18 protein-coding genes and 1 riboswitch are annotated in these 23,611 nt (G+C 71.7%); of the genes, 9 read left to right on the forward strand and 9 right to left on the reverse strand.

Annotation, left to right across the window (positions count from 1 at the left end; translation table 11 throughout):
* Positions 1-31 precede the first annotated feature (31 nt).
* On the reverse strand, positions 32-1,066 hold the full coding sequence (hemE, locus tag CHC09_RS01490; protein WP_143232184.1) for a uroporphyrinogen decarboxylase: 1,035 nt from the start codon (positions 1,064-1,066) through the stop codon (positions 32-34).
* An 82-nt stretch (positions 1,067-1,148) separates the two neighbouring features.
* Here hemE and CHC09_RS01495 point away from each other — a divergent pair, with 82 nt between their 5' ends.
* Complete coding sequence (locus tag CHC09_RS01495) at positions 1,149-1,721, forward strand: DUF3000 domain-containing protein (protein ID WP_089291103.1); 573 nt, start codon at positions 1,149-1,151, stop codon at positions 1,719-1,721.
* 1,119 nt (positions 1,722-2,840) lie between these two features.
* On the opposite strand, the gene CHC09_RS01500 is transcribed toward CHC09_RS01495, so the two are convergent.
* Positions 2,841-3,989 carry a S1C family serine protease gene (locus tag CHC09_RS01500; protein WP_089291104.1) on the reverse strand — a complete coding sequence of 383 codons (1,149 nt, stop codon included), beginning with the start codon at positions 3,987-3,989 and terminating at the stop codon, positions 2,841-2,843.
* 144 nt (positions 3,990-4,133) lie between these two features.
* Between CHC09_RS01500 and CHC09_RS01505 the strand changes: the two genes are divergently transcribed.
* The 4 genes from CHC09_RS01505 (at position 4,134) to CHC09_RS01520 (ending at position 9,706) form a co-directional block, all read left to right on the forward strand.
* Positions 4,134-5,438 carry an HRDC domain-containing protein gene (locus CHC09_RS01505; protein ID WP_089291105.1) on the forward strand — a complete coding sequence of 435 codons (1,305 nt, stop codon included), beginning with the start codon at positions 4,134-4,136 and terminating at the stop codon, positions 5,436-5,438.
* Positions 5,439-5,523: 85 nt separating this feature from the next.
* Positions 5,524-6,720, forward strand: coding sequence for a thiolase family protein (locus CHC09_RS01510; protein ID WP_089291106.1), 1,197 nt, complete (start codon positions 5,524-5,526; stop codon positions 6,718-6,720).
* Positions 6,717-8,780 (forward strand): 3-hydroxyacyl-CoA dehydrogenase NAD-binding domain-containing protein, encoded by a 2,064-nt coding sequence (locus tag CHC09_RS01515; RefSeq protein WP_089291107.1) that lies wholly within the window; start codon positions 6,717-6,719, stop codon positions 8,778-8,780. The genes CHC09_RS01510 and CHC09_RS01515 overlap by 4 nt, the downstream gene beginning before the upstream one ends.
* Before the next feature lie 104 nt (positions 8,781-8,884).
* Positions 8,885-9,706: a hypothetical protein gene (locus tag CHC09_RS01520; protein ID WP_089291108.1), complete on the forward strand. Its 822-nt coding sequence runs from the start codon at positions 8,885-8,887 to the stop codon at positions 9,704-9,706.
* Here CHC09_RS01520 and CHC09_RS01525 read toward each other — a convergent pair.
* Complete coding sequence (locus CHC09_RS01525; protein WP_089291109.1) at positions 9,703-10,932, reverse strand: sensor histidine kinase; 1,230 nt, start codon at positions 10,930-10,932, stop codon at positions 9,703-9,705. The genes CHC09_RS01520 and CHC09_RS01525 overlap by 4 nt on opposite strands.
* On the reverse strand, positions 10,929-11,591 hold the full coding sequence (locus CHC09_RS01530) for a response regulator transcription factor (RefSeq protein ID WP_089291110.1): 663 nt from the start codon (positions 11,589-11,591) through the stop codon (positions 10,929-10,931). Before CHC09_RS01530 ends, CHC09_RS01525 begins: the two co-directional genes overlap by 4 nt.
* Before the next feature lie 128 nt (positions 11,592-11,719).
* Here CHC09_RS01530 and CHC09_RS01535 point away from each other — a divergent pair, with 128 nt between their 5' ends.
* Positions 11,720-12,163 (forward strand): YdgH/BhsA/McbA family protein, encoded by a 444-nt coding sequence (locus CHC09_RS01535; protein WP_143232185.1) that lies wholly within the window; start codon positions 11,720-11,722, stop codon positions 12,161-12,163.
* A 3-nt stretch (positions 12,164-12,166) separates the two neighbouring features.
* Here CHC09_RS01535 and CHC09_RS01540 read toward each other — a convergent pair whose 3' ends face one another.
* From CHC09_RS01540 to dxs, 3 genes are read right to left on the reverse strand one after another with little or no spacing between them, the layout of a single operon-like run.
* Positions 12,167-13,516: an outer membrane protein assembly factor BamB family protein gene (locus tag CHC09_RS01540; RefSeq protein ID WP_089291112.1), complete on the reverse strand. Its 1,350-nt coding sequence runs from the start codon at positions 13,514-13,516 to the stop codon at positions 12,167-12,169.
* A 27-nt stretch (positions 13,517-13,543) separates the two neighbouring features.
* Positions 13,544-14,866, reverse strand: a complete 1,323-nt coding sequence (locus CHC09_RS01545) for an outer membrane protein assembly factor BamB family protein (protein WP_089291113.1) — start codon at positions 14,864-14,866, stop codon at positions 13,544-13,546.
* Between the two features lie 47 nt (positions 14,867-14,913).
* Entirely contained in the window at positions 14,914-16,851 is a 1,938-nt protein-coding gene (gene dxs, locus CHC09_RS01550) for a 1-deoxy-D-xylulose-5-phosphate synthase (RefSeq protein ID WP_089291114.1), read from the reverse strand.
* 151 nt (positions 16,852-17,002) lie between these two features.
* On the opposite strand from dxs, the gene CHC09_RS01555 reads away from it, so the two are divergent.
* Both CHC09_RS01555 and CHC09_RS01560 read left to right on the forward strand, forming a co-directional pair.
* Entirely contained in the window at positions 17,003-18,370 is a 1,368-nt protein-coding gene (locus CHC09_RS01555; protein WP_089291115.1) for a cation:dicarboxylate symporter family transporter, read from the forward strand.
* Between the two features lie 66 nt (positions 18,371-18,436).
* Positions 18,437-18,518: riboswitch (ZMP/ZTP riboswitch) on the forward strand.
* A 15-nt stretch (positions 18,519-18,533) separates the two neighbouring features.
* Positions 18,534-19,406 carry a bifunctional 5,10-methylenetetrahydrofolate dehydrogenase/5,10-methenyltetrahydrofolate cyclohydrolase gene (locus tag CHC09_RS01560; protein WP_089291116.1) on the forward strand — a complete coding sequence of 291 codons (873 nt, stop codon included), beginning with the start codon at positions 18,534-18,536 and terminating at the stop codon, positions 19,404-19,406.
* A 100-nt stretch (positions 19,407-19,506) separates the two neighbouring features.
* Here CHC09_RS01560 and CHC09_RS01565 read toward each other — a convergent pair whose 3' ends face one another.
* Both CHC09_RS01565 and CHC09_RS01570 read right to left on the reverse strand, forming a co-directional pair.
* The gene (locus CHC09_RS01565; protein ID WP_089291117.1) at positions 19,507-20,769 is read right to left on the reverse strand and encodes a class I SAM-dependent RNA methyltransferase; all 1,263 of its coding nucleotides are present in this window, start codon (positions 20,767-20,769) and stop codon (positions 19,507-19,509) included.
* 8 nt (positions 20,770-20,777) lie between these two features.
* Positions 20,778-22,832 carry an APC family permease gene (locus CHC09_RS01570; RefSeq protein ID WP_239138099.1) on the reverse strand — a complete coding sequence of 685 codons (2,055 nt, stop codon included), beginning with the start codon at positions 22,830-22,832 and terminating at the stop codon, positions 20,778-20,780.
* A 112-nt stretch (positions 22,833-22,944) separates the two neighbouring features.
* On the opposite strand from CHC09_RS01570, the gene CHC09_RS01575 reads away from it, so the two are divergent.
* Positions 22,945-23,610, forward strand: coding sequence for a potassium channel family protein (locus tag CHC09_RS01575; RefSeq protein WP_089291119.1), 666 nt, complete (start codon positions 22,945-22,947; stop codon positions 23,608-23,610).
* The last annotated feature ends 1 nt before the right edge of the window (position 23,611 follow it).

Raw genomic sequence — 23,611 nt, forward strand, 5'->3', positions numbered from 1 at the left:
CGCGGACCGGCCCGGCCCAGGGCCGAAGGGCCTATCGGGCGGAGACCTCGTGCACCAGGGCGACCAGCCGGGTGAGGATCTCGGGGTCCGTCTCGGGCATCACGCCGTGACCGAGATTGAACACGTGACCCGGCGCCGACCGGCCCTGCTCCAGCACCCGGCGGGCCTCCCGCTCGACGACGTCCCAGCCGGCGAAGAGGATCGCCGGGTCCAGGTTGCCCTGCACCGCCCGCTCCGGGCCGATCCGCTTGGTGGCCACGTCCAGTGGGGTACGCCAGTCGACGCCGACCACGTCCGCGCCCGCCTCGCCCATCGCCTCCAGCAGCACCGCGGTGCCCACCCCGAAGTGGATCCGCGGCACGCCGGCCTCGGCCAGCCCGCGCAGCACCGTCGCCGAGTGCGGCATCACATATCGCCGGTAGTCCGCCTCGGAGAGCGCGCCGGCCCACGAGTCGAACAGCTGCACCGCGCTGACCCCGGCGGCCACCTGCGTCCGCAGGAACGTCAGGGTGATCTCCGCGAGCCGGCCCAGCAGGGCCTCCCACAGGTCAGGCGCGCCGTACATCATCGCCTTGGTCTTCAGATACGTCCGCGACGGCCCGCCCTCGATCAGGTAGCTGGCCAGCGTGAACGGGGCCCCTGCGAAGCCGATCAGCGGGGTCGCGCCGAGCTCGGCGACCAGCAGCCGGACCGCCTCGGCGACGAAGTCCACGTCGTCCGCGGTGATCGGACGCAGCCGCTCCAGGTCTGCCGCGGACCGGATCGGCTCGGCGACGACCGGACCGGTGCCGGCGACGATGTCCAGGTCGACACCGGCCGCCGCGATCGGGACCACGATGTCACTGAACAGGATCGCCGCGTCCACGTCGTGCCGGCGGACCGGCTGCAGGGTGATCTCGGTGACCAGGTCGGGCCGGCGGCACGACTCGAGCATGCCGATCCCCTCACGGATCTTGCGGTACTCGGGCAGCGAACGCCCGGCCTGCCGCATGAACCAGACCGGCGTGTGCGGCCCCGATCGGCCACGACAGGCCCGAACGAACGGGGAATCCTCGAGAACGGTCACCACGTCATCGTGCCACGTGCCCGAAGAAGCCCCGGCGGCGCGGCGACGGCGGCCGGACCGTAGATCGGCATACTCTTCCCCCATGGCGTCCCCCTCCGCTGTTCCCGAGGCGTTCACCCGCGCGGTGGCCGCGTTGCGCGCGGACTCGCCACGGCCGGAGATCCTGCTCGAGGAGATCGCCGCGCCGCAGCGTCTCGCGCCCTACTCCTTCGCGCTCAGCGCCACCGTCCTGCGCGCCGGCGACGAGGTCGCCAGCGGCCGGCTCATCCTCCTGCACGACCCGGCCGGCCACGACGCGTGGCGCGGCGACCTCCGTCTGGTCACCCTGGTCACCGCGGAGCTGGAAGCCGACCTGGCGACCGACCCGCTGCTGCCCGCCGTGGCCTGGACCTGGCTGACCGACGCCCTCGACCAGCACTCGGCCACCTACACCGCGATCGGCGGCACGGTCACCCAGACCGCCTCCACCCGCTTCGGCGAACTGGCCGGCCCGGCCCCCACCGCGGACCTGGAGGTCCGCGCCTCCTGGACCCCGATCTCCGACGACTTCGTCGCCCACCTGCGCGGCTGGTGCGCCATGCTCGCCTCGACCGCCGGTCTCCCACCACCCGGCGTCGCCTCCCTCTCCGACCGCCACCGCACCCCCGCCTCCTGACCCGGCCGCCCCACCGCCACGCACCCACCTCTTGCCCAACTCACCACCACGCGGCCCACCCCTGCCCAACTCACCACCGCGTGGCCCACCCCTGCCCAACTCACCCTCACGCGGGCCATCACCCCCCAGCCCACCATCACGCGGCCCACCACCGCGCGGCCCACCACCGCGCGGCCCACCACCGCGCGGCCCACCACCGCGCGGCCCACCATCACGCGGCCCACCACCGCGCGGCTTACCGCCGCCCAGCCCACCACCGCGCGGCTTACCGCCGCCCAGCCCACCGCCGCGCCACGAAAACCTCCAGGTCCGCGCTCCGGTATGCCGAAACCCGCGCCCCGCTGCCGCCGGCGCCGCCCCTCCCCACGCGGTTTCTTTTCCGGGTACGACCGATGGCGTCCCGCCTCCAGCCCTCTCGGGCCAAGTCCCGTGCCGCTCCCGCGCGAGGCACCCGCGACCCAAGACCGCCACGCGCCCCCGGCTGGCTCCCACGAGCCCGTCCTCGTCCCCGAAACCGCCACCAGACCCAGTCCACGGTCCCGAGCCGGCCCTCACAGACGCATCCCGGCCCGCGAAACCGCCACCAGACCCAGCCCGCAACACCGAGCCGGGCCACACGGGCGTATCCCGACCGGCGAAAACACCACCAGACCCAGCCCGCAACTCCGGGCTAGGCCACACAGACGTATCCCGGCCCGCGAAACCGCCACCGGTCCCAGCTCGCAAGACCGAGCCGGGCCGCACGGACCTGTTCCGACTCGAGAAATCACTGGCGGGCCAACTGGGCTTGGGCACCGGGCGGTTTGAGGTCTTCACGAGCGTGGCCGGTGGGCGCCGGACGGTCCGGCGCCGCGCCTGCGCCGCGCGAGAGCATCACGGGGCTCGGCCGAAAAGCCTGCCCACGAGGCTCCATCGGCCGTACTGCGAAAAGGGTTAAAGCAGTTAACTCGCCTACCCGGACCGAAACAGCCCGGGCCGGGATGGGCGGCCCGGGCTGGTTGACCGGAAGGGATCAGCAGACGCCGGAGGCGCTGCAGGCTACGACCGAAGCGATCAGTTGACGTCGAAGAGGCTGCGGTGGCGAAGGGATCACCAGACCCGGGCGCTGGGTGGCAAGGGTCAGCAGACGTCGAACGTGCTGCAGGCTGTGGCGATCGGGATGGCGAGGCCGATGCCTTCGGCGTCGCGGGCCTTGGCCGTGGCCAGCCCCACCACCTGCTTGCTGGTGTTGACCACCGGGCCGCCGGAGTTGCCGGGGTTGATCGGGGCGTCGAACTGGATCGTCGGGCCGTCGGCGTCGTCCTCGCGGAAGGCGCTGATCACACCCGTGGTGACCGTGTCGTCGAGGCCGAGCGGAGCACCCACCACGACCACCTGCTGGCCCGGCTTGACCTGGCCGGGAGCGACACCGAGCGGCGCGATCCGCTGCTTGGCGCGGAGCAGGGCGAGGTCCTTGCTCTCACTCACCTTGACGATCGTCGCGCTGATCCTGGTCGAGCCGCGCTCCAGGGTGACCGAGCGGCCCCCGGCCTTCCAGACCGATTCGACGACGTGGAAGTTGGTGAACAGGTTCGCGGTGCCGCCGCTGGCCTTGGTGCCGACCGAGAACGCGGTGCCGGTGAAGTCTCCGGCGCGGACCCGGAAGACGCTGGGGAGGGCGGCCGAGGCGATGCCCTCGGGGTCGAAGACGGTGGTGAGGGCCTTCTCCAACTCGGCGCTGCGGTTCTTCTCGCCGGCGACCTGGGTGGCGAGCGCGTTACTGCTCTTGATCATGGTCTCGATGCGGTACGCCTGCCAGGCGGTGACCGCGAGCAGGACCACGACCAGGCCCAGGATCACCGTCCTGGCCTTCCCGGAGCCCGACAGAGCGGACATCCGGGCGGATCGCGGGGCGGCCGGCTCGTAGGCCGGGGCCGGCGTGGCATACCCGGGGGCGCCGTAGGCCGCGGCCGGCTGCTCGAACCGGGGCTGCTCGAATCCGGGCTGCTCGTACTGAGGCTGCTCGTACTGAGGCTGCTGGTACTGGGGCTGCTCGTATCGGGACTGTCCGCTGGGCTGCTGCTCGTAACCCGGCGACTCGGACCAGCGCGGGGCCGGCTCGGGCGTGGACCACGACGGCCCCTGCTCCCAGGAGCGCGGCTGTTCCGCCCACGGATCCTCCGGACGGCGGTATCCGTCACCGTGCCGCTCGTCCTGCCGCGAGGCGTAGCGGTCCCGCTGCGGCTCGGGTGAACCGGCTGGGGTGAAGGGCTCGTAGGTGGCGGTCATCCGCACGGCCTCCCGGTGGTCTCGGCGTGGCACTCGGGTATACGGAGCAAACCGCGCAATGGTTGAACCAGGAAGTCGATCGAGAATCGACGCGCCGGGACCCGGCTGCGCACGGCAAGGGTGTGACCCCCGTACGGTTACGGAGTGACCGACGAAACACCCCTGCGCCGTCGGGACGCGCCGGAGTCAGCAGGGGACGGACCGCACGCCGTGCCGCCCGACCCGAGTTCTGGCGGTTCCGAGGCTGTTCCCCTGACCGCGCCCCGCGATGGCACCCCCGCGCCCGTGGAGAGCGCCGCCGAGCTTGCCGAGCTCGTGGCCCGGATGGCCGCGGGCACCGGCCCGGTCGCCGTCGACGCGGAGCGCGCGTCCGGCTACCGGTACACCCAGCGGGCGTACCTGGTGCAGTTACGCCGGGCCGGCGCCGGCACCGTGCTGATCGACCCGTTGCCGCTGGACGACCTGCGCACCCTGGACGTGGCTCTGGCCGACACCGAGTGGGTGCTGCACGCCGCCAGTCAGGACCTGCCCTGCCTGGCCGAGCTCGGGATGAAGCCGCGCCGGCTCTTCGACACCGAGCTGGCCGCCCGGCTGGCCGGGTTCGAGCGGGTCGGCCTGGCCGCGCTCACCGAGCTGCTGCTCGGCTTCTCCCTGGAGAAGCATCACTCGGCGGCGGACTGGTCGACCCGGCCGCTGCCGGAGTCCTGGCTCACCTACGCCGCGCTCGACGTGGAGCTCCTCACCGACCTGCGCGACCTGCTCGCCGCCGAGCTGGACCGGCAGGGCAAGGCCGCCTGGGCCGCGGAGGAGTTCGCGGCCCTGGTGGCCGGCGCGGACCGGCCGCCCCGGGTGCGCGCCGATCCGTGGCGCCGCACCTCGGGCATCCACCGGGTGCGCGGTGCGCGGGCCCAGTCCCGCGTCCGTGCGCTCTGGTACGCCCGCGACGGCGTCGCCGCCCGCCGCGACTCGGCGCCCGGCCGGGTGCTGCCCGACTCGGCGATCGTGGCCGCGGCCGAGGCCGATCCGAAGGACGAGCGGACCCTGCTCGCCATCCCCGGTTTCGGTGGCCGTTCGGTGCGCCGTCTCGCCAAGATCTGGCTGGACGCGCTGGACCAGGCCCGGGCGCTGCCGGACGACGCGCTGCCGGTGAACCAGCCGGTGGAGGGTCCACCCCCGCCGCACCGCTGGGCCGAGCGCGACCCGGTGGCCGCGGCTCGCCTGGCGCGCTGCCGGCAGGTCGTGGTGGGCACCGCGGAGACGCACCGGCTGCCGCCGGAGAACCTGATCAGCCCGGATTACATCCGCCGGCTGGCCTGGTCCCCGCCGGACGAGATCAGCGCGCAGACGGTGAGCGACACGCTGCGCGGCTTCGGGGCGCGTAACTGGCAGGTCGGGCTGATCGCGAGCCAGCTGGCCGCGGTTCTGCCTCCGCCAGCAGCGGCTTTGTGAACTTTGTCGAGGGCCTGGCAGTCTCTAGTTACCGGCGAGTAGCATCGGCGGCACATTTGGGTTCACGCCCGCTAGGAGGCTTGCTGTGCCCCGTGAAGTACGCGAGGTCGTCTTCGTCGACGGCGTCCGCACCCCGTTCGGCAAGGCGGGCGGCATGTACGCCGAGACCCGCGCCGACGACCTGGTGATCCGCTGCATCCGAGAACTGGTCAAGCGGAACCCCCAGCTCCCGCCGGAGCGCGTGGACGAGGTCGCGATCGCGGCCACCACCCAGACCGGCGACCAGGGCCTGACCATCGGCCGGACCGCGGCCCTGCTCTCCGGGCTGCCGAAGACGGTCCCCGGCTACGCCGTCGACCGGATGTGCGCCGGCGCGATGACCGCGGTGACCAACGTCGCCGGCGGCATCGCGATGGGGGCGTACGACATCGCCGTGGCCGGCGGCGTCGAGCACATGGGCCGGCACCCGATGGGTGAGGGCGCCGACCCGAACCCGCGGATCCTGACCGAGAAGCTGGTCGACCCCTCCGCCCTGGTGATGGGCTCGACGGCGGAGAACCTGCACGACCGGCTCCCGCACATCACCAAGGAGCGGACCGACGCGTTCGCGCTGAACTCGCAGATCAAGGTCGCCAAGGCGTACGCCAACGGCAAGCTGCAGCCGGACATGGTCCCGGTCGCCATCCGCAGCTCGGAGCTGGGCTGGGGCCTGGCCACCGTCGACGAGGCGCCGCGCGAGACCTCGATGGAGAAGCTCGCCACCCTGAAGACCCCGTTCCGCCCGCACGGCCGGGTCACCGCGGGTAACGCGGCCGGCCTCAACGACGGTGCCACCGCGGCGATCCTGGCCGACGAGGCGACCGCCCGCGAGCTGGGCCTGCCCGTCGCGATGCGGATGGTGTCCTTCGCCTACGCCGGCGTCGAGCCGGAGATCATGGGTTACGGCCCGATCCCGTCGACCGAGAAGGCGCTGAAGAAGGCCGGCCTGACCATCGACGACATCGGCCTGTTCGAGCTGAACGAGGCCTTCGCGGTGCAGGTGCTGGCGCTCCTGGACCACTACGGGATCGCCGACGACGACCCGCGGGTCAACCCGTGGGGCGGCGCCATCGCCATCGGCCACCCCCTCGCGTCCTCCGGCGTGCGCCTGATGACGCAGCTCGCCCGGCACTTCGAGGAGCACCCCGAGGTCCGGTACGGCATGAACGCGATGTGCATCGGTATCGGCATGGGTGGCACCGTGATCTGGGAGAACCCGAACTGGGAAGGCTTCGACAAGTGATCGAGAACCCGAACGAGGTAGTAACCAAGGCTCTCGTCCGCTCCGTCCGGGTCCCCGGTCTGGACAAGCCGGTCGCGCTGATCACCCTGGACAACGGCTTCGACCACAAGAAGCCGAACAGCTTCGGTCCGGCCGGCCTGCGCTCGCTCGACGAGGCGATCACCGCCGCCATCGAAGCCGACCCGGCGTTCATCGCGGTCACCGGCAAGCCGTACATCTTCTGCGTCGGCGCCGACATCACCGGCATGCCGCTGCTCTCCTCCCGCGAGCAGGCCGTCGAGCTGGGCGAGCTGGGTCACCGGGTGTTCGCCCGGCTGAAGAACAGCGAGATCCCGACGTTCGCGTTCGTGAACGGCGCGGCGCTCGGCGGTGGCCTCGAGGTCGCCCTGCACTGCCACTACCGCACGGTCTCCACCGGTGCGGCCGCGCTCGGCCTGCCCGAGGTCGCGATCGGCCTGATCCCCGGCTGGGGCGGCAGCCAGCTGCTGCCGAACCTGATCGGCATCGCCGGCGCCGCCCAGGTGATCCTGCAGAACCCGCTGACCCAGAAGGTGCTGCGCCCGAAGCAGGCCAAGGAGATGGGCGTCGCCGACGCGCTCTTCGAGGCGGCCGACTTCCTGGAGGACTCGCTGGCCTGGGCCGCGGGCGTCGTCAAGGGCGACATCGCGGTCGAGCGTCCCGAGATCGACCGGGACATGTGGGACGGCGTGCTCTGGTTCGCCAAGAACCAGCTGGACGAGAAGCTGCACGGCGCGGTCCCGTCCGCCAACAAGGCCCTGGAGCTGCTGGCCCTGGCCAAGGAGGCGTCGTTCGAGGACGGCACCGCGGCGGAGACCGAGGCGCTCGCCGACCTGATCATGGGTGACGAGGCGCGTGCCAGCCTGTACGCGTTCGACCTGGTGCAGCGCCGCGCCAAGCGCCCGGTGGGCGTACCGGACGCCAAGCTGGCCCGCAAGGTCACCAAGGTCGGCATCGTCGGCGCCGGTCTGATGGCGTCCCAGCTGGCCCTGCTCTTCCTGCGCCGCCTGCAGGTCCCGGTGGTCCTCACCGACCTGGACCAGGCCCGGGTGGACAAGGGCGTGGCGTACGTCAACGAGCAGATCGACAAGCTGGTCGGCAAGCGCCGGATGGACGCCGGCACCGCGGCCAAGCTGCGCGGCCTGATCAGCGGCTCGGTGGACCGGTCGGTCTTCGCCGACGCCGACTTCGTGATCGAGGCGGTCTTCGAGAACCTCGAGCTCAAGAAGCAGATCTGGGCCGAGTTCGAGAAGATCGTCAAGCCGGAGGCGATCCTCGCCACCAACACCAGCTCGCTCTCCCTGACCGAGATGGCGGCCGACCTGGAGCACCCGGAGCGGGTCGTCGGCTTCCACTTCTTCAACCCGGTCGCGGTCCTCCCGCTGCTGGAGATCATCAAGGGTGAGAAGACCGACGACGCCACGGTGGCCACCGCGTTCGCCGTCGGCAAGGAGCTGAAGAAGTCCTCGGTGCTGGTCAAGGACGCCCCGGCGTTCGTGGTCAACCGGGTGCTCACCCGCTTCACCAGCGAGGTCTTCAAGGCCATCGACGCCGGCACCCCGCTGGACGTGGTGAACGAGGCGTTCGACCCGATGGGTCTGCCGATGCGGCCGATCGCGCTGCTGCAGCTGGTCGGCCCGGCGGTCGCGTACCACGTGGGCGAGACGCTGCACACCGCGTTCCCGGACCGGTTCGTGGACAGCCCCAACCTCAAGAAGATCGTCGACGCCGGCCTGCCGCTGCTGGTCGACGACGAGATCAACGCCGAGGTCGTCAAGCTGCTCGACGCCGGCGACGCGCCGCTCACGGCCGACGAGGTGCGCGCCCGGGCGCTCGCCGCGCTGGCCGAGGAGATCCGGATCATGCTCGACGAGGGTGTGGTCGCCGAGGCGCAGGACATCGACCTGTGCATGATCCTCGGTGCGGGTTACCCGTTCCACCTCGGTGGCATCACGCCGTACCTGGACCGCAGCGGCATCGCGGAGCAGGTCACCGGTAAGCGGTTCCTGCCGGACGGCCTGGCGAACGTTCGCCGCGCCTGACCGATTCACACCGCCGCCCCCGCCCGGTCTGCCGGGCGGGGGCGGCGTTCTGTCGTACGGGGCGGATAGGCTGCGCCACGTCACCCCTGATCATGGAGTTGTCAATGTCGCAGGACCCTTACGCCGGCCAGCCCTTCCCCGGTGTGCCGAACCCGAACGTGCCTTCGCACGACCCGGCCCCGGACCAACCGCCGACGCTGCCCTTCACCCCGGCCTACGCGCAGCCCACGCCGGATCAGGCGCAGCCGGCCCCGGGCTATCCGCCGCCCGCTCCGGGCTACTCCGGGTACCCTCAGCCGGCCTACGGCGCGCCGGGATTCCCGCCCCCCGCACCGCCGAAGAAGTCTCGGACCCTGCTGATCGTCCTGCTCTCGGTGGCCATCGCACTGGTGCTCTGCGTCGGTGGTCTCGCCGTGGTCGGCCTTCTGGCCAAGAAGAACGACGACGACAAGAAGGCCGCCGCCGCCAAGATCACCGTGGTTGAGCCGGTAACGCTGGGTGGCCGGGAGAAGCTGGAGAGCGCGGAGTTCACCGAGGTCACCAAGACGATGAAGGCCGGTCTGCTCAAGGATTACCCGGGCGCGACACAGTCCGTCGGCGCGTTCTACGGTGAGCCCGCCAAGAAGGACATGGTGATGGCGATCGCCGTCGCCGCCCCGATCCCGAACCCGAAGCTCGAGCTCAACAAGAACTTCACCAACCTGACCCTGACCGGGATCACGGCGGAGAACGTCACCGACGTCGACGCGGGCCCGCTCGGTGGTGTGGCCAAGTGCGGCGACAGCAGCATCTCCGGGATGGACGTCGCGATCTGCGCCTGGACCGACGACGGCAGCGTCGGCGTGGTCTTCTTCTACAACGCCACCAAGAGCACCACGCAGAAGGAGTTCATCTCCCTCCGCTCCGAGCTCGAGAAGACCAGCTAACCGCCGCTTCTCGGCACGCTGGCGGTCGCGGCCACCACAGGTGTGGTGTCCGCGGCCGGCAGCGAGACGGTGACCTCCAGCCCGCCGTCGGGCAGGGCGACCGCGGAGACCGTGCCGCCGTGCGCGTCGCACACCGCCCGGACGATCGAGAGCCCCAGGCCGGAGCCGCGCGATCCGGTCCGCTCCCAGCCGCCCCGCCGGAACGGCTCGAACAGCCCCGGCACCTCGGACTGATCCACCTCGTGCCCGGTGTTGCCGACGATCAGCCGGGCCTGCCCGCCCACCGAGGTGGTCCGCAGCCAGAGCCGGCCGAGCAGGTGGTTGTACCGGATCGCGTTCTCGACCAGGTTGCCGGCGAGCCGGTCCAGCAGACTGGGGTCGCCCACCACCGGGGCCGCCTCGAGCTCCGTGGTGACCTCCAGCCGCATCCGCTCGGCCTCGTTCCGCACCGCCGACAGCCCGTTGTAGGCGCTGGTGGCCAGGTCGGCCGGCACCTTGCGGACCAGCCGCCGGCCGGACTGCGCCTCGGAGCGGGCCAGCACCAGCAGGGCGTCGACCAGGCCGTTGGCCCGCATCGAGGCGTCGCGCACCACCCGGGCCATCCGGCGGTACTCGGCGACGTCGGCCTCGGGGTCGCTGAGCGTCACGTCGATCTCGGTCCGCATCACCGCGAGCGGGGTGCGCAGCTCGTGCGAGGCGTTCGCGACGAACCGCTTCTGCGACTCGAACGCTCCCGCCAGCCGGTCCAGCATCGCGTCGAACGTCCGGGCCAGCTCGGCCACCTCGTCGTCCGCCCCGGCGTACCGGATCCGCTGGTCCAGCGTCTCCTCGCCGAGCCGCTGGGCGGTCTGGGTGACGTTGTGCAGGGGACGCAGGGCGCGGCGGGTCAGCAGGTATCCACCGGCGGTCCCGATGATGCCGATCGCGACCAGCGCGCTCAGCCCTTTGATCAGCAGCTGGTCGGAGGCCTGATCGATCATCTCGGTCTGCCAGGACCGCGCCTCATGAACGCTGCCGTTCTTCAGCGTCACGGTCGAGCCGGCGCGCAGCTCGTCGGCCGGGTGCAGGGACTCGTCGACCAGCAGCCAGGCCAGCATCACCAGCACCGCACCGGCCGTGACCAGGAGGATCCCGTTCAGCAGGGTGAGCCGCAACCGCAGGGTGGGCCGCAGCAGCCGGTGCAGCACGCTCTGCAGCTGACCCTGTTGACCGTGGTAAACGGTCACGTGGTCACGACCCGGTAACCGGCGCCGACGACGGTCTCGATCAGCGGCGGATCCCCGAGCTTCTTCCGCAGGGTCATCACGGTCACCCGGACCGTGGTGGTGAAGGGATCCGTGTTCGCGTCCCAGACCCGCTCGAGCAACTCCTCGCTGGAGACGACCGCGCCGCCCGCCTTGAGCAGCACCTCGAGCACGCCGAACTCCTTGTTGGTGAGCTCCACCGGCACCTCGCCGCGGGTCACCGCCCGGCGGCCCGGGTCGAGGACCACGTTGCCGACGCTGAACACCGGTGGCGCGGGCGGGGTGGCCCGCCGGCCCAGCGCCTGCACCCGGGCCACCAGCTCGTCGAAGGCGAACGGCTTGGGCAGGTAGTCGTCGGCCCCGAGCTGCAGACCCTCCACCCGATCGGCGACCGAGCCACTGGCGGTGAGCATCAGCACCCGGGTCAGCGCACCGGACTCCACCAGGGCGGCGCAGATCTCGTCACCGTGCATGCCGGGCAGGTCGCGGTCCAGCACCACCACGTCGTAACGGGTCACGTAGGCCATCTCGTGGCCTTCCAGTCCGTCGTACGCGACGTCGACCGCCATCCCGTGCCGTCGCAGACCGCGAGCGATGGCGTCGGCCATCGTCCGCTCGTCCTCCACCACCAGCACGCGCATCGCAGACCTCCGTAACCGCTGGGCGGCCCCGCCGGCCGTAGCTGAAGGCTACCGAAGCCGCCAAACGCGGGGACCGCGCTGACCCGGCCCGACCGGCACCGCGGCGCTGATCACGTACAGTGCCACCTGTGAAAATCGTCTTTGCTGCCGCCGTGACTGCCACGCTGCTCCTGAGCGGCTGCGGGCTGACCGGCGACAAGCCCGAGGGCACCCCGTGCGAGCGCTGGCTCGAGACCCAGAAGCAATTCATGCTGGGCAGCCGGACGGCCGCGCCGGAGGCGCAGGAGATGCGGCGGGCGGTGCAGAGCAAGGGCAAGGGCGAGCCGCTGCCGGAGGCGGAGCGCCAGAAGATCTGGGCGGCGTATTACGGAGCCCAGGCGACCGCCTACCGCGAGATCGCGGAGGACACCACCGATCAGAAGCTGCACGACGCGTTCATCGCGATGGCGGACGATCACCAGCGGGCGGGCGACACCTTCGGAATCCCCGCGCAGAACGGCCTGATGGACGTCCTGCAGATCTGCGACATCGGCACCGACGAGAACGCCGGCACCCCCAGCGCCGGCGCCTGATCGCTAGACCCGGTACGCCCAGATCCGCAGTCCGCCCGACGACCGGCAGACCAGGTAGTACGCGTCCGAGTCGCACTCCCCGAGTCCGCTGCCGGCCACCCCGAGCCGGTGGATCTCCGCGTGTCCGGGCACCACCGCTGCGAACACCCGCCCGTCCCGTTTCTCCTTACGGCTCAGCAGCAGCGGCTCGTCGGCCGCCCCGCCCACCTGCCCGGCCCAGCCGGCCAGGTCCACCCGCAGCTCCCCGGTGCGCGGGTCGGCCAGCCGCACCGGCTCGCCCGAGGCGGCGTCCGTCTCCAGCACGTAGCCGGCGCGGATCGCCAGGTCGACGTCCTCCTGCACCCGCCACCGGGCCTGCCCGGTGCCCGGGTCGAGCACCCGCAGGTCGCCGTGCTCGCCGTCGCAGAGCACGTCCTGGCAGTCGGCCGGGTCGGCGACCAGCTCCGGCACCTTGCGGGACCACAGCTGCCGCAGGGTCCGGGCCTCGAAGGCGACCTGCCGGCCGGGGTTCTGATAGCTGATCAGGGCGACGTCGCCGAGCAGTGAGCCGCTGGCCGGCCCCTGCCCGGCGAACTGCGGCAGCTCGGTCTCCCGAAGCGGTTTCCCGGTCCGGCCGGCGACCAGGGTGAGCCGCCGGGACGAGGTGATCAGCACGGCCGGCTCGGCACCGGGCACCTGGTCGACGGTCACCGAACCGCCCGGCGTTGAGGTCCAGAGAGTCCGCCCGTCGCTCAGATCCAGGCCGCGGACCTCGGTGCGCAGCGGCGGCTCGGTGTGCGGCTCGCCCGTGGCCGAGAAGTAGAGCGGGCCCGGATCGCCGGACTCCTGGTCGTACTCGGTGCCGGGGCGGAACACCCGGTCCACCGTGACGCCGATGCCGCTGCCCGGGAGCACGGTCACCGCGATCGGGGAGGACCAGCGGATCAGGCCGGTGTCCGCGTCCACCGCGGTGGTGGCGACGCCGGCGGTCAACAGCACCACCTCACCGGCCTGCCGGACGGTCACCGAGGCGACCGGGATGATGCCGCGCTCGCCACCGGCCGGGACCTCGATCGTCCAGAGCCGGACCGGCGGGGCGGCCGGGCCCCAGGCGGTGACGGACGGCTCCCGCCCGGTGCTGTCGACGGTGTAGAGCCGGCCACCGGCGAGTTGGATCGGGCCGTCCGGAGCGATCGAGGCGGTGACGGCGCCGAGATAGCGCCAGCGGATGGCGGCGGCGGGCGCCGCGCCGCCCAGGACGGCGAGCAGAACCAGGGCCAGCAGCAGGCCGGTGCGGCGATAGGCGGAGAGCGGGGGGCGCGAGGCGTGCGGCGGGTCGAGGTGGGCTTCGCGGTCCAGCTCGATCAGCGCCACACCCCGTCCTTTCCCGTACGGCCTTGCTCAGCCCGGGCCGACTGCCTCGTCGTAGGCCCACACCACCAGTTCACCGATCATCTCCCGGCAGATCAGCCGGCCGGGGGCAGCCTCGCAGTCGCCGGTCCCGGCGGGCAGCAGGGCGATCGGCCGCAGATGTCCGGTGACCTGGTCGGCGACCGCGACCATGGTACGCGCGCCGACCGGCACCTCTCGGATGACCAGCAGGTCGCCGGCGCTGTTCGCCCCGGCCAGCGGCAGCCAGCCGGTCAGGTCGACCAGCACCCGGCCGGTCACGCTGTCCACCAGGCCGACCGGCCGGCTGATGTCGGTGTCCGGGTAGGCCAGCAGGACGGAGCCACGCTCCTCGACGGCCTGCCAGCGGGCCCGGGTCCAGCGCCGGTCCCCGGTCTCCGGGTCGACGGCGTGCACGCCGTACTGGCCGAGGAGGCAGGCGAGCAGGCCGCAGGCGCGTACCTCGAAGGTGCCGTCGGCGACTTCACTCCAGAGCGGACGCAGCGTCACCGGGTCGTACGCGGAGACCTCCATCCCGCTCAGCCCGGGATGCCGCAGCAGCACGACCCCGCCCGCCACCACCGGGTTCTCCGGGCCGTAGTTGGCCGCCGGCAGATCCCGGGTGGCCAGCAGCCGGCCGTCGGCGACGTCGTAGAGGACAGCGGTCCGGTCGTCGCGGACCACCAGCATCCGGGGGCTGGTGTCGGCGGGACCGGGCACGCCGAGCACCACCGCGGTGGACGGCACCCGTAGCTGCCAGCGGCTGGTTCCGGTGATCGGGTCGAGCACCTCGATCAGGCCCTGCACACGGCGGTTGCTGCCGGAGAGACTGCGCGTCCCGGTCACCGCGAGCAGCGCGTCGCTGCCGGTGAAGGTGATCACGCTGCGCGGGTTGTCCCAGGCCTTGGCTCCGGTGGTCAGCGAGATCGCGGCGGTGCCGTCCGAGGGGCGGCCGCCGGTCCACGGCTGCGTCAGCAGGAGGCCGTCGCCGGTGCGCAGCCGATAGACCGGGGTCGTCCCGTCGGCCTGCCAGCGCAGCGCTCCGGTGCTCAGGTCGTACGCGGTGACCAGGCCGGAGGTCTGGATGAGCAGCCGACCGGCGTCAGGGATCGCGTAAGGGTCGGCGGGGCCCATCGGGATCCGCAGCAACGGGGTCAGCGGCGGCTTCGGCAGGGTCGCCGAGGCGGCCGAGCTGACCAGCAGCAGCACCGCGACCAGGACCGGCGTGAACCAGCGCGGGGCGGCGGCCCGCCAGGGCCGCTCGTAGGTCTCCGGCTCACCCCGGCCGAGCCCGAGGTCGATGACGACCGGCTCGCCGAACGGCTCCGCACCCATCCGTCAAATCTAACGGTTCAGTAACGGAGCCGCCCGTCGTGCTTCTGTCAGAGCGCGGGCTGCTCCACCGGGTGGCCCGCGTCCAGCCGGGAGACCCACTCGGTCACGTCCCGGGCGATGTCCTGCGCGGTCAGACCGAGCGAGGTGAGGATCTCGGCACGGGTGCCGTGCGGGTGGAAGCCGGCCGGCACGCCGAAGTCGCGCAGCGGCACGGGCACCCCGGCGTCACGCAGCGCGGCGGCCACCGCGTCACCGACGCCACCGGTGCGGATGCCGTCCTCCAGGGTCACCACCAGACGGTGCTGGGCGGCCAGGCCGGTCAGCTCGATCGGCACCGGGCGGACCCAGCGCGGGTCGACGACGGTGACGCTGTAGCCCTGCTCCACGAGCCGCTCCGCGGTGTCCAGGCCGAGGCCCACGAACGAGCCCACCGCGACCACCAGGATGTCCCTGCGCCCGTCCGGGCGGGGCTCGGTCTCACGCAGCACGTCGACCTGGCCGACCCGGCGCAGCGCCGGGGTGTCTGCGGCGACCGCGCCGGTCGGGAAGCGCACGATGGTCGGGCCGTCGTCGACCGCGACCGCCTCGCGCAGCTCCTCGCGCAGGGTGGCGGCGTCCCGGGGCGCGGCGAGCCGGAGGCCGGGGACCGCGCCGAAGACGCTCATGTCCCAGATGCCGTAGTGGCTCGGGCCGTCGGGGCCGGTGACGCCGGCCCGGTCCAGCACGAAGGTGACCGGCAGGGCGTGCATCGCCACGTCGAGCAGGACCTGGTCGAAGGCGCGGTTCAGGAACGTCGCGTAGACCGCGACCACCGGGTGCAGGCCACCCATCGCCAGGCCGGCCGCGCTCGTGGCGGCGTGCTGCTCGGCGATGCCGACGTCGTACACCCGCTCGGGGTACTTCTTGGCCAGCGTGGCGATGCCGGTCGGCTCGGCCATCGCGGCGGTGATGCCGACCACGTCCGGCCGCTCGTCGGCGATCTTCACGAGCTCCTCGGCGAAGACCTTCGTCCACTTCAGCGACGGCTTCGCGGTGAGCGCGCCGGTCTGCGGGTCGAACGCGCCGGGGCCGTGCAGGCAGTCCGCCTCGTCCTGCTCGGCGGGGCGGTAGCCGTAGCCCTTGCGGGTGACCGCGTGCACGATGACGGGCGCGTTGAAGCCCTTGGCCCGCCGCAGCGCGGACTCCATCGCCTGCTGGTCGTGGCCGTCCACCGGGCCGATGTACTTCAGGCCCAGGTCCTCGAACATCGGCTGCGGGCTGATCGCGTCCTTGATGCCGCGCTTGACCGCGTGCAGCACCTCGAAGACCGGCTTGCCGACCACCGGGGTCGAGCCGAGCGCGTCCTTGACCAGGTCGAGCACCTTCTCGTAGCCGGGGTTCAGCCGGAGGGTGGAGAGGTGGTCGGCGAGGCCGCCGATGGTCGGTGCGTACGACCGGCCGTTGTCGTTGACGACGATGACCAGCCTGTTCTTGGTGGCGGCGATGTTGTTGAGCGCCTCCCAGCACATGCCACCGGTCAGCGCGCCGTCACCGACCACGGCCACCACGTGCCGGTCCTCGCCGCGCAGCGCGAACGCCTTGGCCAGGCCATCGGCGTAGGAGAGGGCGGTGGAGGCGTGCGAGTTCTCGATGAGGTCGTGCTCGCTCTCCGCCTGGCTCGGGTAGCCGGTCAGGCCACCTCGCTGGCGGAGCAGGTCGAAGCCCTCCTGGCGACCAGTGACGATCTTGTGCACGTACGCCTGGTGACCGGTATCGAAGAGGATCTTGTCGCGGGGCGAGTCGAAGACCCGGTGCATCGCGAGGGTCATCTCGACCACACCGAGGTTCGGGCCGAGGTGGCCCCCGGTCCGCGACACCTTGGCGACCAGGAAGTCACGGATCTCGGCCGCGAGCAGGGTCAACTGCTCCGGGGTCAGCCGCTTGAGAGCACCGGGATCGGTGACGGCCGACAGCAGGCCGGCCGGGGTCGAGGGGGAGTCGCTCATGAGGAAGCAGTCTATCGGGGTGCCGTCCGGCCGCGACCTGGAGTGAACGGACAGGTCCCGAATCCTCCACACCACCTTCACAATCCCCAGACGGATGAGGTTTTCCGTGGTAGGCAGTGATTCGATTCACAGTTACGAGTACGGTGCATGCATGTCCGTCGATGCCCCGCGGCGCCGGGACCGCAGCCACCTCCTCTACCTCGCCGTGCTTCTCGCGATGGCCCTCGGGATCACCGTGGGCTTCCTCTTCCCGGACTTCGCGATCGAGCTCAAGCCGCTCGGCACCGGCTTCGTCGCCCTGATCCGGATGATGATCGCCCCGGTGATCTTCTGCACCCTGGTGCTCGGCGTCGGCTCGATCCGGCGGGCCGCCCAGGTCGGCCGGGTCGGCGGCCTGGCCCTCGGCTACTTCCTGATCATGTCGACCGTCGCCCTGGCGATCGGCCTGGTCGTCGGCAACATCCTGCATCCCGGATCCGGCCTGCACCTGAGCGAGGAGGTCGCGCGGACCGGCACGGCCCAGGTGAGCAAGCAGGCCGAGGGGGGCGTCGACTTCGTCCTGGGCATCATCCCGGACACCCTGATCTCCGCGCTGACCAGTACCCAGGTGCTGCAAACGCTGCTGGTGGCGCTACTGGTCGGGTTCGCCGTGCAGTCGCTGGGTCCGCGTGGCGAGCCGGTGATCCAGGCGGTCGCGCTGGCCCAGCGGGTGGTGTTCAAGATCCTCGCGATGATCATGTGGCTGGCGCCGATCGGCGCGTTCGGCGCGATGGCGGCGCTGGTCGGCGCCACCGGCTTCGACGCGCTGAAGAGCCTGGCCGCCATCATGGCCGGCTTCTACATCACCTGTGCGATCTTCGTGTTCGCGGTCCTCGGGCTGCTGCTCCGGCTGGCCGCCGGGATGTCGATCTTCCGGCTGCTGCGGTACCTGGCCCGCGAGTTCCTGCTGATCCTCTCCACGTCGTCGTCCGAGTCGGCGCTGCCCCGGCTGATCGCCAAGATGGGCCACCTGGGCGTCAGCCGGCCGGTGGTCGGGATCGTGGTGCCCACGGGCTACTCGTTCAACCTGGACGGCACCGCGATCTACCTGACCATGGCCTCGCTCTTCATCGCGGACGCACTGGACCAGCCGCTCTCCACGGGTCAGCAGATCGGCCTGCTGCTCTTCATGATCGTGGCCTCCAAGGGCGCCGCCGGTGTCACCGGCGCCGGCCTGGCGACGCTCGCCGGCGGCCTGCAGAGCCACCGCCCCGACCTGGTCCCAGGCGTTGGCCTGATCGTCGGCATCGATCGCCTGATGTCCGAGGCCCGCGCCCTGACCAACTTCGCCGGCAACGCGGTCGCCACGGTCCTGATCGGCACCTGGACCCGGGAGATCGACCGCGAGCAGGTCGAGCGGGTCCTCTCCGGCGCCGCTCCGTTCGACGAGTCCAGCTTCGACGACGATCCGCACTCCGCCGTCACCGCCTCCCCCACCTCCGCGCCGCAACCGGGCACGGCTTCGACCGCGAGCTCCTGACCCGCCGTCGGGTGGTTCTTTCCGGCACCCCGGCCGCCCGCCGGGCTACCGCATCCGGCATCCTGGGAGGCAAGCAGCGACTGGCGGCACGAGGATGGTCGAACCATCGGGGAGCTCGTCACGGGAGTCGACCGCCTGGGCTCCCCGGCCGAGGAGCAGACATATGACCATCGAGACCACCGGCGCCCGCCTCCTGCCCGGCGCGCCGGTCGCCGAGGCCGTCCTGGCCGACGTCCGCGACCGGGTCGCCCGCCTCAAGGAGCGCGGCATCCGGCCCAGCCTCGCCACCATCCTGGTCGGCGACGACGACGCCAGCGCCGGCTACATCCGGATCAAGCAGAAGCAGGCCGGCGAGCTCGGTTTCGAGTCCCCGCACCGGCACCTGAGCGGCGACGTCACCCAGGACGACCTGCTCAAGGTGATCGCCGAGTTCAACGACGACAAGGACGTGCACGGCGTCCTGATCCAGTACCCGATCCCGGCCCACCTGGACTACGACGCGGCGCTGCAGACCCTCGACCCGGACAAGGACGTCGACGGGATGCACCCGCTCAACATGGGCCGGCTCGCGGTCGGCCTGCCGGGCCCGCTGCCCTGCACCCCGGCCGGCATCGAAGCGCTGCTGGCGCACCACGGCATCGAGGTGGCCGGCCGCGAGGTGGTCATTCTCGGTCGCGGCGCCACTCTGGGTCGCCCGCTCGCGATGCTGCTCGCGCAGAAGCGCCCGACCGCGAACGCCGCCGTCACCGTGGTGCACACCGGGGTCAAGGACTGGCCGCGCTACACCCGGCGCGCCGAGATCCTGATCGCCGCGGTCGGTGTCCCCGGCATCATCCAGCCGGAACACGTCAAGCCCGGGGCGACCGTGATCGGCGCCGGCGTCCGCTACGAGGGCCGCCGCCTGCTGCCCGACGTCGACGAGTCCTGTGCCGCGGTGGCCGGCGCCATCACGCCACGGGTCGGCGGGGTCGGCCCCACCACGGTCGCCATGCTCTTCCGCAACGCCGTCAGCGCCGCCGAGCGCGCCAACCCGTGACCTCCCGGCCGGCTCTCCGGACACCCGGCGAGCCGGCCGCCCCTCCCCGGCCCGGCCGGCCGGCGCTCACGATCGCCGGGACCGGCTCCGGAGAGCGGCGTCAGGCGGGCAGGAAGAGGGCGACACACTCGACGTGCTGAGTCATCGGGAAGCAGTCGAACGCGCGCAACTCCGCGAGCTGCCAGCCCAGCGACCGGAACGTCTTCACGTCCCGGGCCAGCGCCGCCGGATCGCACGCCACGTAGACGACCGCCCGGGGTTCCGCCGCCGCGATGCCCCGGACCACCCCGGCGCCCGCACCGGCCCGCGGCGGGTCCAGCACGACCAGATCGACCGGCCCGGCGATCCGGCGCCGGCTCAGCGCCGTCTCGACCGCGGCCTGGACCACCTCGACCCGGGGCAGGTCGGCCAGGTTGGCACGGGCCGCGGCCACCCCGGCCGGGGACGACTCGACCACCGTGGTCCGCGCGCCGGTCAGCGGGGCCACGGCGGCGGCGAACAGGCCCGCTCCCCCGTACAGGTCCCAAGTGACCTCACCCTCGGCCGGCCGCAGCATCTCCAGCACCGCCGTGGTCAGCGTCGCCGCGGCCTCCGGGTGCACCTGCCAGAAACTGTCCGGCGGGATCTCCCAGGTGCGGCCGCCGACGACCTCGGTGACCCGCTCCGGGCCGGAGAGCCGGGCGAGCCCGGTCCCGTTCGGTTCCTCCGTGGGGTCTCCGTCCGCGGAACCGGACGTCCCGGCCGGGCGCTCCAGCGTGACGACGTCACCGCCGCTGGAGGCGACCGCCTGGAGCGCGGCGGAGCCGGGCCACGAGCGCCGGAGCAGATCCAGCTCCTGGATCGCCGGGTGGGCGATCAGGCAGCGGTCGATCGGCACCACCTGGTGTGACCTGTGCTGAAGCAGCCCGGGGCGGTCGGCGGCGTCGACCGCGTACCGGATCCGGCTGCGCCAGTTCAGGAGCCCGGTGCCGAGCGGCTCCGTCCGTACGAAAATCTTGTCCTGCTCCTCGGGCGTCAGCCCGCCCAACCGGCTCAGCTGTTCCCGGACCACCTGCGTCTTCCACCGCAACTGCGCGTCGGCCGAAACGTGCTGGAGGTCGCAGCCACCGCAGCCGCCCGGGTGGGCGAAGCGGCAGGGCGGCTCGACCCGGTCCGGGGACGCCTCATGGATCTCCACCGCGTCGGCGCGCAGGTAGCCGCGGTGCCGCTCGGTGATCTCCGCGGTGACCCGCTCGCCGGGCAGCGCGTGCCGGACGAAGATCACCCGGCCGTGCGGGCCGCCGAAGCGGGCCACGCAGTGCCCGCCGTGCGCCGGCGCGCCCACGGTCAGCTCGATCCGGTCGCCCTCGACGAGATCATCCATGGGGGTCGTCAAGACTGCTCGCCGCCGCTCTGATCGGAATCGGACGTGGCAGTGGCGGAAGCGACATCCGCAGGCCGGACCCGAGGGCCACGCGCCGGCGCGTGGCTCAGCCCACGGTCCAGCCGGTCCAGGTCACGGTCCTGGCTGGAGCGCAGCTGCCACGGCACGCTGGTCACCATCACACCCGGCTCGAAGAGCAGCCGGCCCTTGATGCGCAACGCACTCTGGTTGTGCAACAGGTTCTCCCACCAGCGGCCGACCACGTACTCCGGGACGAAGACGGTGACCACGTCGCGCGGCGAGGCGCGGCGCACGCTCTTCACGAAGTCGATGATCGGCCTGGTGATCTCCCGGTACGGCGAGTCGACGACGGTGAGCGGGACCGGCAGCTCGCGGCGTTCCCACTCGGCCTGGATGTTGCGGGTGTCCTTGTCGTCGACGTTGACCGTGACCGCGGTGATCGTGTCCGGCCGGGTGGCCTGCGCGTAGGCCACCGCCCGCAGCGTCGGCAGGTGCACCTTGCTGACCAGCACCACCGCGTGGTTGCGGGACGGCAGCACCGGCCGCTCCTCGGTGGGCTGCAGCTCCTCGGAGACCCGGGTGTAGTGCCGGTGGATGGCCAGCATCAGCACGTAGAACAGGATCATCGCGGCGATCGCGATCCACGCGCCGAGCAGGAACTTGGTGATCAGCACCACGATCAGGACCGCGCCGGTCAGGCCCATGCCGAACGTGTTGATCGCCCGGGAACGGATCATCTGACGCCGGCGTTCCGGATCGCGCTGGATCTTCAGCAGCCGGTTCCAGTGCCGGATCATGCCGCCCTGCGACAGGGTGAACGACACGAACACGCCGACGATGTAGAGCTGGATCAGCCGGGTGGTCTCGGCCTGGAACCCGACGATCAGCACCACCGCGGCGATGGCCAGGAAGAGAATGCCGTTGCTGAAGGCCAGCCGGTCACCACGGGTGTGGAACTGCCGGGGCAGGTAACGGTCCTGGGCCATGATCGAGCCGAGCACCGGAAAGCCGTTGAACGCCGTGTTCGCCGCGAGGAACAGGATCAGCGCGGTGATCGCGCCGGTCACCATGAAGAGGAACGAGTCCGCGCCGAACACGGTCTGCGCGAGCTGCGCGGTGACCGTCTTCTGCTCGTAGAACCCGGTGCCGGACACGATCTGCGTGGCAGGGTCCTCGACGTACTGCAGATGGGTCTTGTTGGCCAGCAGGACGATGCCGGCCAGCATCACGATCGCCAGGCCGCCCAGCATCATCAGCGTGGTCGCGGCGTTCTTGCTCTTCGGCGGCTTGAAGGCGGGCACGCCGTTGGAGATCGCCTCGACGCCGGTGAGCGCGGCACAGCCCGAGGAGAACGTCCGCAGCAGCAGGAAGACGAAGGCGAAGCTGGTGAGGTGGTGCTCCTCGGCGGTGATCGTAAGGCCCGCGCTGGGCGCGCGCAGATCCTGACCGAGGATGAAGATCTTGAAGACGCCGGTCGCGATCATCCCGAGGATCACGATGATGAACAGGTACGTCGGGATGGCGAACGCCATCCCGGCCTCCCGCAGGCCACGCAGGTTGAGCGCGGTGAGCACGCTGACCGCCGCGATCGCGACGGCGACCCGGTTGTCCGCCACCCAGGGAACGACCGAGCCGAGGTTGTTCACCCCGGACGAGACCGAGACCGCGACGGTGAGGATGTAGTCGACCAGCAGCGCGCTGGCCACCCCGAGCCCGGCCCGCGGCCCGAGATTGACCGTGGCCACCTCGTAGTCACCGCCGCCGGACGGGTAGGCGTGCACGTTCTGCCGATAGCTGGCGACCACGGTCACCATCACCACCGCGACCGCGAGCGTTACCCACGGGGAGTACGCGAAAGCGGCCGCTCCGGCGATCGAGAGGGTCAGCAGGATCTCGTCCGGCGCGTACGCCACGCTGGAGAGGGCGTCGCTGGCGAACACCGGCAGAGCGATCCGCTTGGGGAGCAGCGTGTGCTGCAACTTGTCGGAACGGAACGGCCGGCCGAGCAGCAGCCGCTTGGCTAGGGAGGTGGTACTTGCCACGAGTGAAGGGTACGGCCGCACGTCTCGCCGCGTTGGCCGCCCCGGACACCGCGCAGCAGAGCGGCATGGCAGGCTCATCGAGGACGGTAGGCGATATGGGAAGGCACGAACCGTGCACGTGGTGATCATGGGGTGCGGCCGGCTCGGTTCCACGCTGGCGCAGAGCCTCGACAAGCGGGGCCATCAGGTCGCCGTGATCGATCAGAACGCCGAGGCCTTCCGCAGGCTCGGCTCGGACTTCGGTGGCCTCACGGTGAACGGCATCGGTTTCGACCGGGACGTGCTGCGGGCCGCCGGCATCGAGCGGGCCGACGCGTTCGCGGCCGTCTCCAGCGGCGACAACTCGAACATCATCTCGGCCCGGCTGGCCCGCGAGACGTTCGGCGTCTCCCGGGTGGTCGCCCGGATCTACGACGCCAAGCGGGCCCAGGTCTACGAACGGCTCGGCATCCCGACGATCGCCACGATCCGCTGGGCCGCCGACCGGATGTTCCGTTTCCTGTTGCCCGAGGAACACAACGAGGTCTTCCGCGACCCGACCAGCGTGGTCAGCATCGTCGAGGTGCCGCTGCACCGGGACTGGGTGGGCCGGACCCTGAAGTCCCTGGAGGAGGGGACCGGCGCCCGGGTGGCCTACCTGTTGCGTTTCGGGGTCGGCGCCCTCGCCCAGCCGTCCCTCGTGCTGCAGGACGGCGACCAGGTCTTCATGCTGGTCACCGACGACACCGTGGGCAAGGTTCTGGACATCGCCGGGCGCACCGGAAACGAAGGGCACTGAC

It is taken from the genome of Actinoplanes regularis (assembly GCF_900188005.1).
GTDB lineage: Bacteria > Actinomycetota > Actinomycetes > Mycobacteriales > Micromonosporaceae > Actinoplanes > Actinoplanes regularis.

What these genes read in the sequence shown, in the direction of transcription:
- CHC09_RS01560 (WP_089291116.1), top strand. Translation starts at nt 18,534, where the DNA reads ATGACCATCGAGACCACCGGCGCCCGCCTCCTGCCCGGCGCGCCGGTC.
- CHC09_RS01495 (WP_089291103.1), top strand. Translation starts at nt 1,149, where the DNA reads ATGGCGTCCCCCTCCGCTGTTCCCGAGGCGTTCACCCGCGCGGTGGCC.
- CHC09_RS01565 (WP_089291117.1), bottom strand. Translation starts at nt 20,769, where the DNA reads ATGGATGATCTCGTCGAGGGCGACCGGATCGAGCTGACCGTGGGCGCG.
- CHC09_RS01545 (WP_089291113.1), bottom strand. Translation starts at nt 14,866, where the DNA reads ATGGGTGCGGAGCCGTTCGGCGAGCCGGTCGTCATCGACCTCGGGCTC.
- CHC09_RS01530 (WP_089291110.1), bottom strand. Translation starts at nt 11,591, where the DNA reads ATGCGCGTGCTGGTGGTGGAGGACGAGCGGACGATGGCCGACGCCATC.
- CHC09_RS01500 (WP_089291104.1), bottom strand. Translation starts at nt 3,989, where the DNA reads ATGACCGCCACCTACGAGCCCTTCACCCCAGCCGGTTCACCCGAGCCG.
- CHC09_RS01555 (WP_089291115.1), top strand. Translation starts at nt 17,003, where the DNA reads ATGTCCGTCGATGCCCCGCGGCGCCGGGACCGCAGCCACCTCCTCTAC.
- CHC09_RS01520 (WP_089291108.1), top strand. Translation starts at nt 8,885, where the DNA reads ATGTCGCAGGACCCTTACGCCGGCCAGCCCTTCCCCGGTGTGCCGAAC.
- dxs (WP_089291114.1), bottom strand. Translation starts at nt 16,851, where the DNA reads ATGAGCGACTCCCCCTCGACCCCGGCCGGCCTGCTGTCGGCCGTCACC.